Source organism: Nocardia tenerifensis NBRC 101015, from assembly GCF_000308715.1.
GTDB lineage: Bacteria > Actinomycetota > Actinomycetes > Mycobacteriales > Mycobacteriaceae > Nocardia > Nocardia tenerifensis.
This window is the reverse complement of sequence record NZ_BAGH01000050.1, coordinates 1-11747: the sequence shown is the minus strand read 5'-3', so window position 1 is coordinate 11747 and position 11747 is coordinate 1. Positions and strand designations below refer to the sequence as shown.

The 11747-nt window shown below is 66.9% G+C and carries 8 protein-coding genes; 2 read left to right on the top strand and 6 right to left on the bottom strand.

Annotated features, from left to right (window positions below):
• Positions 1 to 8: 8 nt before the first annotated feature.
• Positions 9 to 1346 carry a MupA/Atu3671 family FMN-dependent luciferase-like monooxygenase gene (locus tag ON39_RS04380; RefSeq protein WP_040731225.1) on the bottom strand — a complete coding sequence of 446 codons (1338 nt, stop codon included), beginning with the start codon at positions 1344 to 1346 and terminating at the stop codon, positions 9 to 11.
• Positions 1343 to 3040, bottom strand: coding sequence for a fatty acyl-AMP ligase (locus ON39_RS04375; protein WP_040731222.1), 1698 nt, complete (start codon positions 3038 to 3040; stop codon positions 1343 to 1345). Before ON39_RS04375 ends, ON39_RS04380 begins: the two co-directional genes overlap by 4 nt.
• Before the next feature lie 727 nt (positions 3041 to 3767).
• Here ON39_RS04375 and ON39_RS04370 point away from each other — a divergent pair.
• Complete coding sequence (locus tag ON39_RS04370) at positions 3768 to 4520, top strand: hypothetical protein (RefSeq protein WP_040731219.1); 753 nt, start codon at positions 3768 to 3770, stop codon at positions 4518 to 4520.
• Positions 4521 to 4563: 43 nt separating this feature from the next.
• On the opposite strand, the gene ON39_RS04365 is transcribed toward ON39_RS04370, so the two are convergent.
• From ON39_RS04365 to ON39_RS45600, 4 genes are all read right to left on the bottom strand, one after another.
• A complete protein-coding gene (locus ON39_RS04365; RefSeq protein ID WP_040731216.1) occupies positions 4564 to 4884 on the bottom strand; it encodes an acyl-CoA carboxylase subunit epsilon in 321 nt (106 codons plus the stop codon).
• A gap of 253 nt (positions 4885 to 5137) precedes the next feature.
• Entirely contained in the window at positions 5138 to 6496 is a 1359-nt protein-coding gene (locus ON39_RS04360; protein WP_051186295.1) for an MFS transporter, read from the bottom strand.
• Between the two features lie 94 nt (positions 6497 to 6590).
• Positions 6591 to 8639: an acetoacetate--CoA ligase gene (locus ON39_RS04355; protein ID WP_051186287.1), complete on the bottom strand. Its 2049-nt coding sequence runs from the start codon at positions 8637 to 8639 to the stop codon at positions 6591 to 6593.
• A 139-nt stretch (positions 8640 to 8778) separates the two neighbouring features.
• Positions 8779 to 9708 carry an esterase/lipase family protein gene (locus ON39_RS45600; protein WP_051186286.1) on the bottom strand — a complete coding sequence of 310 codons (930 nt, stop codon included), beginning with the start codon at positions 9706 to 9708 and terminating at the stop codon, positions 8779 to 8781.
• Between the two features lie 716 nt (positions 9709 to 10424).
• Here ON39_RS45600 and ON39_RS04345 point away from each other — a divergent pair.
• On the top strand, positions 10425 to 11747 hold a 1323-nt coding region (locus ON39_RS04345; protein WP_051186285.1), incomplete at its 3' end, for a GAF domain-containing protein.

Genomic DNA, 11747 nt, shown 5'->3' with positions numbered 1-11747 from the left:
TCCGAATCTCAAAGAGAACGTGCTTTGTTCGCGAGGGCGGCCAGCGACTCCAGGCCGGTGAGCACGGTCGACTCGGCGACGCCGAAGTCGATGAGGCAGGCGATCTCGTCGGCGCCCGCGCGGTGCAGGCTCTCGACCATCGGCAGCGCCGAATCGGGTGTGCCAAACAGTCCGCTGGTGCGGTAGTACCGCTCGAAGGCGAAGTCCAGCACCTTGTTTCGCGACCGGTCGTCCAGGTCGTCGAGGGCCTGCGCACCGCGCCGCCACAGATCGACGGAGTCGGCGAGGTAGCTCTTGAACGGCCCCTGCACCGTTCGCCGCACCTCGGCGTCGTCGTCGCCGACGAAGGTGTGCAGCATGACCGTGACCCTGCCGCCGTCGGCGTCGTGGCCGTGCCTGGCTCGCGCCTTGCGATAGGCGGTGATCTTGTCCGCCAGTTCGTCGACGCTCTGAAAGAGCAAGGCGGTCAGCACATTCGCGCCGAGTTCGCCCGCCATCTCGAAGCGCTCCACGCCCCCGCTGCAGGTCACCCAGGCGGTGAGGTCGGATTGGATCGGCGTGGGAAAGATGCGCACCGACCGCGATTCGCCCGCGCCGTTCGGCAGCGAGATCGACTCGCCGCGCCACAGCTGCCGCACGGTCCGCATGCCGTCGCGCATGACGTCGACCCTGGCGTGGTAGTTGTCCGGCGCCAGCACGAAGTCGTCGGGGTTCCATCCGGTGGCGAACGCGACGTCGACCCTGCCATCGGACAGATTGTCGACCACCGACCAGTCCTCGGCGACCCGCACCGGATTGTGCAGGGGCAGAACCACACTGCCCGCCCTGATGCGTATCCGCCGCGTGATCGGCGCCAGTGCCGCCGCGAGGACGGCGGGGTTCGGGTACAGCCCGCCGAACTTGTGAAAATGCCGCTCCGGCAACCAGATCGAGGTGAAACCGTGCTCGTCGGCGAAGCGGGCGCTGTCGGTCAACAGCCGGTAGCGCTGGGCGCTGCACTGCTGCGCGTCGCTGGCGAAGAAGAACAGGCCGAACGCGAGGCCGCCGCCGATCTCACCGGCCGGTGCGGCCGGGGCGGCCATCGCGCCGACTCGGACGCCGGAGTCGCGGTGCGCGACGACCCGCTCGGCGAGATCGGCGACGCAGAGGTCGGCGTAGATGTCTTCGGCGGACATCTCGATGCCGAATCGGTCCTCGAGGATCGTCAGCAACTCGGCCGCCTTGACCGAGTCGAGGCCCAGCGCGGTGAGCGGCGTCCTCGGGTCGACGGTGGCGAGGCCGAGGCGCCGGCTCGCCCAGTCCAGGAAGAATGTCGTGGTGTCGGGGTCGCCCTGCGGTCGGCTCATATGGCACTCGATTCGAGCTCGGCGGCGTACAGGCGGCGCAGGTGCGAGCGGCGGATCTTGCCGCTGGTGGTTTTCAGCACCTCGCCCTTGCCCACGAATATCACCCGATACAGCGAAACGGCGTGATCCCGGCTGACCGCGGATCTGATCGACTCCTCCAGCGCGGTCACATCGCCGGCGGCGGTTTCCTCGTCGAGTTCCTGCACGACGATCAGCCGCTCCTCGCCGTTCACCTCGATCGACAATGCGGCGCAGCCGCCGCGGCGAATTCTCGGATGAGCGGACTCTATGCTCCACTCGATATCCTGCGGGAAAAGGTTGCGCCCGTTGATGATCATGACTTCTTTGAGGCGTCCGCAGACGAACAGGTGCCCGTCGGCCAGAAATCCCAGATCGCCGGTACGCAGATACGGTGTCGCGCCCTCGCCCGCGATCCGCGCCGAGAATGTTCGCGCGCTCTCCTCGGGTTTGTTCCAATAGCCCGCGGTGACGCTTTCTCCGCACAGCCATATTTCGCCGACGCGCTCGGGTAGTGCGCGACGCAGCGTCTTGGGATCGACCACCGCCGCCGCCCCGGCCCGGACCGGCCCGAGATCGACCAATTCCCGATCGCCCGGCTTCTCCACGAGCAGGTTCTGCTCCAATTCCTCGCTCGAGAACGCTCGCGTGCGCAGGCCCGCACCGACGGGTCCACCACTCACAAACAAAGTCGCCTCGGCGAGCCCGTAGCCGGGAAAGAAGCTCGCTCGCCGGAATCCGCTCACGGAGAACTTGTCGGCGAATTTGTGCAGCACAAGAGGATTGACCGGTTCGGCGCCGACAAAGGCGACGTCCCACCGCGACAGGTCCAGCTGCGCGGCGTCCGCGCTCGATACTCGCTCGGCGCAGATGCCGAAGGCCAGATTCGGCCCGCCCGCAGTGGTATTCGCGGTCTCCGATATGGCGCGCAACCAGATGAGTGGGTCGCGCAGGAATGTCAACGGTGACATGAGTGTGACGGGATACCCGACGAAAAGCGGTGAAAGGATGCCCAGAATCAGGCCCATGTCGTGCGAGGGCGGCAGCCAGTGAACCGCCGAACTGTGCTCGGTGTGTCCGAAGCCGCGCCGCACACTCTCGAGGTTGTGCATGAGGTTGCGGTGGCGCACCACCACTCCCTTCGGGCAGCCGGTGGAGCCCGAGGTGTACTGGAGGTGCGCTACCTCGTTCTCCGAGGGTAGCGGCGTGTCGAGAACGTCAAGGGAGCCACCGCTTTCCGTCGCCGCACTGTCGATGATCTGCTCGTCCGGCCGGTCGAACAGTTCGCGAGCCACCGGCGCGGCCGACCGCGGGGCTATGACGGCGACGGCGCGGCTGTCGTGCGCGATCGCGGCCACCGTGTCGGAATGTCGTTGCGAGGTCGGCACGTACAGCGGTACGGCGATACGCCGGGTCAGCAAACAGGCGAAGAATGCGTGCACCATCTCTAGGCCCGGTGGGCAGAGCAACAGAATTCGGTCGCCCGGCGCGCTGACTTTCTGCAGCCGAGTCGCCAGGTCGAGCACGCGATTCAGTAGGAGTGCGTAATCCTCGACTTCGCGGTGTCCGTGCGCGTCGAGAAACGTGTAACCGACTCGCGTGGGTTGTTCGACGGCGCGGCCGACCAAGATGTCCGCCAGTGTCGACGGGTGCTCCGATATTCGTTCGTACCTCATGACCTTCGACCTCCCAAGTCAGCTACAGCTTCACTGGACGAACGGTATTCAGGCCTGCCGAAGGCACCTCCGGCATCGGGTGCGGACACTCTTCGCGTGCAGAAACATCTTCCCACAGATCTGATCCGGTAAGCCGCGCTCGACGTCCGGCGCGTGGAAGTTTCTCGGCGGTCGGAGCTTTGGCGCGACGAGGCGCGTAGCCGTCACCAAGCAATTGCTTCCACCGCTGGACGTTCGCCCAATCGAAAATTGGTCTGTTGACCATGTCGGCTTTGGCGTCGACGCTTCTTCGCTTCGATCGGTATCCGATTGTCGGGCACCCTGACATCGAAAGTCGCTACACCACCATCGATTACGCGCATACCGCGAGCTCGATTACCGGTGGTCGAAAGTGCCGGCAACACCGTACCGACGCGACGGTCCGACGTATCGATCCGATGCATATCGCCGTTCCCCTTTCCTGCCGATCCGCGCGACGACGATTGGTCGAGTGTTCCTCCTAGTTCGTTGCCGCAAAGGTCCCGGATGGGTCGGACTCCGTGGGCGTGCCGGGCAATTCTCGAGCCCACCTTCGGCCTTGTCGCGCCGCGGCGACCGTCGCACACACCGACGCAAGGATGTTCTGTCGAAATCACGTGCGGGGAGTGGATAATCGCATCCGCGACCCTCCGGGAGCGGATTCGGACACTCCCGGCGGAGACCGGCGGCGGCGGGTTACCGTAGCGCGATGGGGACGAAATCGGGTGCGGAACTCGCCGACGAGTTGATCAATGCGGAGCAACCGGGGGAGGTGGCGCATGCTGCGGGCCGCTGGCTCGCCGCGAACCTCGCGGACTGCGGGTTCGACACCTGGCTCAAATCGGAGAAGGCGCTGCGACGGCGAAACGGGACCCGGGCCGAGAAGATCTGGTTTCAAACGTCCACGGATAACCGGGCAGGTCAGGACATCGTTATCACGGGCATCGGCTTGCTGGTACAAGACAGGGGAATTCGGTGCGACCCGGCTCGACCCGGCCGCACCGAGACGGATACCTGGACCTGCACAACACGTTTCGACGAGGTGCTCGACTACGGACGCCAGTACACCATCGACCTGTCCGCACCCCGGCACCGCGTCGAGCGACTCGACACTTTCGCGCGAAGCATCCGCGAAGTCGGCATACCTTGGTTCACGTACACACGAAATCCGTTGAACGTCACCGATATCCCCGAGCGCCTCCTCGACGGTTGCCTGCCGGCCCTCATCGACTGGCTGCTGGCGATCGATGCCACCGAACCCGCACGCATCCTCCTGGAACGCTGGCTCGCACTCGGCAGCGCCACCGACGCACGCCCCGCGCACCGCCGCCCACCACCATGGCGAACCACCGCGTTCGACCGAGGTCAGGCCATCGCCGCCGCCGACGGCGAGCCGTCGACAGATGCCGAGTGGCTCGGCTGGATCGCCTCCCGCAGACTCAATCCGCCAGCGCGGAGCTGAGGGGTCTTCGGCAAGGTCACAGCCTCGGGTCAGGTCCGAACGCTCAGGCGCGCAGGTGTGACATCTCCGGGAACGAGTAGTCGGTGAACGCCGGGTTGCCCTTGCGCTCGCGGGAGCCCCACCGGTTCGGTGGAGCTTGCTGGACGTTCGCGGCGGCCTGCGCGGCGGCGGCGAACACGCACGCGAGCACCGCGATCTCCTCGTCGGTCGGATTGCCCTTCTCCACCCGGAACAACGGGGCGGCCGCGGGCTCCGCGACGTCTTCGACCAGCTCTTCTCCGGAGTCGAACTGCTCGATCAGCCAGTCGACACCGAGGTCCACCTCGGTGGCGCTCAGTACCTCGTGCTCTGCCGCGATCGTCACGGTCCCAGGTCCCTTTCCTCGCCTCGTCCAGCCCTTACGGTGCCCGAACCCGGCGAGCGCACCCGATCACGCAACCACCGAGCAAACCGGTGCCACCCTACCCACCCGCGCCCCCCAGATCCCGCACCCCGAACCGGCGCGCCCCACCGACCACAGAATCGATCCCCTAGCGTTACCCGCCCTTAACCACATCGCCCCGTGCCCGGGCCAGCCGAGCACTCGCCGCCCCGGCGAGGTGATCGAGCACGAAAGCTCAAGGGCGACGCGCTATTTCGTCAGCACGGTCGAGGTCCGTGAGATCGGCCCCGCTGGTTTCGCGGGCGCACAGAACGGCGATCACCGTGATCGAGGCCGCGATGGCCAGATAGACCGCGACGGGAACGGCGGAGCCGTAGTCGTCGAGCAACCGGACGGCGATGATGGGCGCGAGCGACCCGGCCACGATCGAGGTGACCTGGTAGCCGAGAGAAATGCCGGAGTACCGCATCCGGGTCGGGAACATCTCCGCCATGAGTGCCGGCTGCCCCGCGTACATGAACGCGTGGAACACGAGTCCCAGCACGATGGCGGCGAGGATGACCGCGTGGTGCCCGCTGTCCATCATGGGGAAGGCGTAGAAACCCCACGTCGCCGCGGTCACCGCCCCGACGAGGTAGACCGGTCGGCGGCCGTACCGGTCGCTCAGCCGCCCGGCCACCGGAATCACCAGAAAGTGCACGGCATGTGCGGCGAGCAGCCACCACAGGATCGCCTTGGTGTCGGCGCCCACCTGCACCTTCAGATAGGTGATGGAGAAGGTGACGACCAGGTAGTACATGATGTTCTCGCCGAAGCGAAGCCCCATCGCGGTGAAAACCCCACGCGGATAACGCCGCAGCACCTCCAGCGCGCTGAACCCGGCGGACGTCTCCCGTTCCGCCTGTGCGGCAAGGAATATGGGCGCATCGGTGATCTTGGTCCGCACGTAGTAGCCGATCAATACCACCACCGCGGAGAGCCAGAACGCCACGCGCCAGCCCCAGGACAGGAACGCCGCGCCGGACAGGGTCGAGGTCAGCACCAGCAGAACGAGCGTCGCGAGCATATTGCCGAGGGGCACCGCCGCCTGCGGCCACGCCGACCAGAACGCCCGAGCACGATTCGGGCTGTGCTCGGCCACCAGCAGGACCGCCCCGCCCCACTCACCGCCGACGGCGAACCCCTGCACGAAGCGCAGAGCGACCAAAAGCCCTGGTGCCCAATACCCCACCTGCCCGAAGGTCGGCAGGCAGCCCATGAGGAAGGTGGCGGCACCGACCAGGAGCAGACTCAATTGCAACAGCTTCTTGCGTCCGTGCCGGTCGCCGAAGTGTCCGAACACCAAGCCGCCCACCGGTCGCGCCGCGAAGCCCACGGCGTAGGTGACGAACGCGGCCAGGATCGCGTCGAGATCGCTGGTGCCCTTGGCGAAGAACACCTTGCTGAACACCAGCGTGGCCGCGGTGCCGTAGAGAAAGAACTCGTACCACTCCACGACGGTGCCCGCCATGGACGCCGCGACGACCCGTTTCAGACCTCGCGGCGTAGCCCCGAGGTCTGTCGGGTCACTCGAAAATGTTGTGTTGGTTGACATTATGCTGCCTTGCTCAGTGTTGGACATCGGCGGAAGGAACACGCGCGACGATTCGACGGCGCCATCGGCGAGGATCGATGGATATAAAGAGGGCTTACAACTTTCGGTGGTCGCGTGCGGCCGACCCAGCCGCACCGGACCGGCGCTCGCGCAGTTCGACGAACGGCCGCAATGCCTCGGCATCGGCCAATACGCCTGCGGCGGTCACGGTCTCGGGCCGCGCACCGCGCAGGATCTGCTTCACGGGAATCTCGAGCTTCTTGCCCGAGAGCGTGCGCGGTATCTCGGGCACCTGATGGATCTCGTCCGGCACATGACGCGGCGACAGCTCGGCGCGCAGCCGGGCGGCTATCCGCTGTCGCAGCGCGAGATCGAGATCCCGGCCTTCCTCGAGATCGATGAACAGAATCAGCTCGTCCGCACCGGAGTCGTTGTCGGACAGATGGATCACCAGGCTGTCGCGGATCTCGGGCATCGCGTCGACCACGCCGTAGAACTCCGCGGTGCCCAGCCGTACGCCCCCACGGTTGAGCGTGGCGTCGGAGCGTCCGCCGATCACACAACTGCCGTCCTCGGCGATAGTGATCCAGTCCCCGTGCCGCCACAGTCCCGGTATCGCCCCGAAGTAGGTCTCGCGGTAGCGAACTCGCTCGACATCGCCCCAGAGACCGACCGGCATCGAGGGCATCGGCTTGCTGATCACGAGCTCGCCCTCGCGACCCAGTACCGGCCAGCCCTCCTCGTCGATCGACTGCACGTCGGCCCCCAGCGCCCGGCACGCCATGACCCCCGCCCGCACCGGCAAGAGAGGCGCGCCCCCGAGGAAGGCCGTACACAGATCCGTTCCGCCGGAGATGGACGCGAAGTAGATGTCGGCCGCTACCTCGTCATACACCCATCGATAGCCCGCCGCGGGCAGCGGCGCGCCGGTGGAGCCGAGCCCGCGCAGCGCCGACAGGTCGACGGCCGTCTTCGGCGACAGGCCGCTCTTGCGGCAGGCGAGGAGAAACGGCGCGCTGGTGCCGAGATAGCTGGTATGCGTGGTGGCGGCGAGTTCCCACAGACCCGTCAGATCCGGGTAGCCGGGGTCACCGTCGAAGAGCACCACCGCACTGCCGACCGCAAGGCCGGACACCAGATAGTTCCACATCATCCACCCGGTGGTGGTGAACCACAGGAACCGATCCCCAGGCCCCAGATCATGATGCAGCGCAATCGATTTCAGGTGCTCGAGCAGTATGCCGCCGTGCCCGTGGACGATCGGCTTGGGCAATCCGGTGGTGCCCGAGCTGTAGAGCACATACAGCGGATGCTCGAACGGCACCGGCTCAAAGGTGAATTCGCCTGCGCGGCCGAGGAGCTCGTGCCAACTCGACGCACCGGACATCGGCGGCGCCGTCGGGTGGAGATAGGGAAGTTGTACGAGGTGCGCGAGTCCGGTTAGGGCAGACCTGATTTCGTCGACGTCCGCGGATCGGTCGATCGATCTCGCGCCGTAGCGGTAACCGTCGACCACGACGAGCACCTTCGGTTCGATCTGCCCGAGCCGATCGATCACCGACCGCGCGCCGAATTCCGGTGGGCAGGAGGTGAATATCGCGCCGAGGCTGGCGGTCGCGAGCATCAGCACCAACGTCTCGGGAATGTTCGGCAGGTAAGCCGCGACACGATCGCCGCGACCGACGCCGAGCTCGCGCAGACCCCGCCGCGCCCGCGCCACCTGGTCGCGCAGCTCGGCGACGGTGTAGTGCACGGGTCGGCGCGTCTGCGAGTGCGCGATCACCGCGGTGTCCCCGTCGGCGAGGCCGGGCATGCGCAGGACCGCCTGCGCGTAGTTCAATCGGGCGCCGGGAAACCAGCGCGCGTCGGGCATCCGGTCCGCATCGGTGAGGATCGCGGTCGGCTGGGAGTACGCGGGCACGTCGAAGTAGTTCCAGATCGACGCCCAGAAGGCGGGCAGGTCGTCGACCGACCAGCGCCACAGTTCCGGGTAGTCGGCGAAGGCGTAACCCTGTTCGCGGGCAACCCAATCCAGGTAGTCCCCCATGCGGGTTCGAGCCCACGCCTCGCGGGGTGGGACCCACAGCACCTCGTGATCCGCGGCGAGGCCGCCGGCGCGCAGGGGTTGGTTCCCGGTGTTCATCTGCTCTCCTTAGTCAGAACCAGGGCGGTAGCCGACGAGGTCGCTCGGTCGCGGGCACGGTCCGATGGCTTCCGGTACGAGCCGTATCCGCACCGGAAGCCATCGCCGCCCGGTCAGGCCCGAGCGCTTCCCGCGATCGTCAGGGGCACGAAGCGTCGATCACGTAGTAGTTGTCGCCGGTCTTGCGCAGCTTCGTCGTGCCGGAGACGACGTCGAGACCCATGTCCTGGTTGGACCCGTTGGCCAGGGCTCGGCCCGCCTGGTCGTGCGCCCGGCCAGCCTGCACGTGTTTCCAGTTGGAATCGGAGAAGCACGGCTGCACCGGCGGCGCGGTGGTCGAGGTCGGTGGGGTGGTCGTCGAGGTCGGCGTCGGCGTAGTGCCCTCGTGCGCGACGATGAAGTCGCGCATGATCTTCAACGCGCCCGCGTCGGTGATGATGGTGAAATGGGTGGGGGTCGTCAGCAACTGGTTGTCCGCGCCGGCCAGCTTCGCCGAATCGGTCGGCGCCACGTTCCAGTCGCCGGTCGAGCGCAGGGTCAGATAGGCGACCCTGTCGTTGAAGGGGACCTCGGTGCCGGAGTTGAGATCGGTGAGGAACGGCGTGTTCGGCTCGGCGAACTGCTGGCACGAGACGTACTGCTTACAGGAGTTGAACGTGGTGCCGTGGTGCGGGCCGGAGAACGAAATGTATTGCGAGACAGTGTCCGCGCCGCCGAGCTTCTTGATGTAATACCGCCCGGCCAGCGTGGACGCGGACCAGGTCGCCAGCACCACCTTGCTCGCGCCCGTCTGCTGCCGCACCTGATTCACCTTCGCCCCCAGCTCCTTGGCCGCGACCGCGAGGTCCTGGGTCATCTTGCTGCTGTCGGTCCAGGTGAACAGCCGATCCGCCGGCCAGCCGTTGGCCTGCAGGTTTTGCCGCATCGGGTCCATGTTCCCGACGTCGCCCGTCATACCCGGAATCATGATGACCGGATCGTGCACGGGTGGCGCGGCACTGACCGACGGCAGCGTGGTCGCCACCGCCCCACCCGCCGCGATCACCGCGGCGATCGACAACGCGGCCAATCCTCGATTCGTACGGCCCGCGCCGCCACTCATCGCGTTGTTCGAACGCTTTCTGCGCAACCGGAAAAGCATCTTTGCCTCCTGCCCGCCGAACCACGGCACCCGGAAATGAGCGCTCGTGACCTCGGGCCGGACGGGTTGTGATCTGGGACACCCGAGGTGAATAGACCATAAAAAGCGGTGCCGGGGATAGCGATGGGTGCGGCGGACACAATCGCCGTGACGCGATGTGAGCCGATCACCGTGGGATCCCGGCGAGCAGACCGGCCGACAGCGCGACAGCGGGTAGGTGAGAACGCCCGTGCGCGCAGTGGCGGGTGCACCCATGCGGTCACATATCAGCGCCCGCCGAGGTATGCGGTGTGCACATTGAGCACCCTTGGTGCCGCGAATAGTGTCCGTAGTCACAGCAGCAGGGATATGCGCCGGGTATTCGGAGGAGGGTTCAGCCGTGACATCGTCGGAGTCGACCGTAGCGGTCGTCCTGCCCCACGGGAGCCGATCTCCGGACCACCGGCAACGGCATCGGCATACTGGGCGCGACCTCGGCCCGATGCGATGACAACCCGATGATTTGGGGGTATCAGCAGGCCAGCGGCGTCTAGAGTGCGACGAACAGAACGACAATGGGGCCAGGACCGTAGCGGCCACCGTGCAGCAAACCCACCGCTCGACCGCTGATCGCCGGGCCCCGCGCGGTACCCCGTGGAGGAGCAATGACGGTCATCCAGGGCAGATCGATTCTCGACCTGCTGCTCGAGGACGCCGACATCAGCGCGTACGACTCGGCGCTGGAACGGGCACGACAGGCCAACGCGCCGACCGAGCGGCTCGCCGAACTGGAGCACGAGCGCACCGTCGCGATGCGATTGCGCGAGAAGCTCGTCAACCACCGCCGCAACGAGGCGGAGCTGCAACTGCTCAACGACACCGCCAACGATCTGGCCTCGCTGCGCGACCACGACGCGATCTTGCAGGCCATCGCCGACCGCGCCCGGCGCCTGCTCGGCTGCGATCTGGCCTACATCAGCCTCAGCGACCGCACCCGCGGCGACTGCTACATCAAGGCCGCCTCGGGCAACATCTCCGGACTGCTGAACGAACTGCGACTCCCGCGCGGCGCCGGCGTCGGCGGCAAGGTCGCCCGCACCGGCGAACCCTACAGTGTGGCTTCGTATTTCAACGATCCCACCATCGAGCGCACACCGGATATCGACGAGACGGTCGTCGCCGAGCGCATCGAGTCGCTGCTCGGCGTGCCCGTGAAGCTCAAGCAGGAGATCATCGGCGTACTGCTCGCGGCACACCGCGGCCAGCGACCGTTCAGCAGTCGCGATATCGGCGCGCTGGTGATGCTGGCCGCGCACGCGGCCGTGGCCATCGACAATTCTCGGCTGCTGACCGCGACCCAGGCCGCCGTCGAGGATCTGCGAATCGCCAACGCCACCATTCGAACTCACGTCGCCGAGCTCGAGCGGACCGCGGACGTGCACGAACGGCTTACCAAGCTGGTGATCGAGGGCGCGAGCGTCGACGCGGTCATCGAGGCGACGGCGGCCGCTGTCGCCGGCGAGGTCGTGCTGCTGCACGGCGACAGCGAGGTGCCCGCACCGGCCGGGACCGGAGATGAGATCGCCGAACTGGCCCGGCATGCCCATACCCGCGGGCACAGCGTCGTCGAGGGCCGGCTCTGCGCGGTGCCGTTGATCACCGAGTCCGAGTCGCTCGGCACCCTGGTTCTGCTCGGTTCGTCGGCCGTCGAAGACCCCGACCGCCGCATTCTCGAACGCGCCGCACTGGTCGCGGCGCTGGTGCTCGTCACCCGGCGCCGCATGGCCGAGGCCGAGGCTCGCGTGCGCGGTGAACTGCTCGCCGACCTGCTGAACTCGCAGACCCACGACCATGATCTGCTCCGGCGGCGCGCGGCGCTGCTCGAGGTCGATCTGGACAGCTGTCACGTCGTGGTCGTCGCCGATCTCGAGGGCGAGCCGCGCGAGCAGCTCTTCGCCGCCATCGCCGCGCTGGCCAGGCGCAGGCGC

Bases quoted from the DNA above. Each gene is read 5' to 3' on its own strand.
- ON39_RS04380 (WP_040731225.1), bottom strand. From the start codon at position 1,346: ATGAGCCGACCGCAGGGCGACCCCGACACCACGACATTCTTCCTGGAC.
- ON39_RS04375 (WP_040731222.1), bottom strand. From the start codon at position 3,040: ATGAGGTACGAACGAATATCGGAGCACCCGTCGACACTGGCGGACATC.
- ON39_RS04370 (WP_040731219.1), top strand. From the start codon at position 3,768: ATGGGGACGAAATCGGGTGCGGAACTCGCCGACGAGTTGATCAATGCG.
- ON39_RS04360 (WP_051186295.1), bottom strand. From the start codon at position 6,496: ATGTCAACCAACACAACATTTTCGAGTGACCCGACAGACCTCGGGGCT.
- ON39_RS04355 (WP_051186287.1), bottom strand. From the start codon at position 8,639: ATGAACACCGGGAACCAACCCCTGCGCGCCGGCGGCCTCGCCGCGGAT.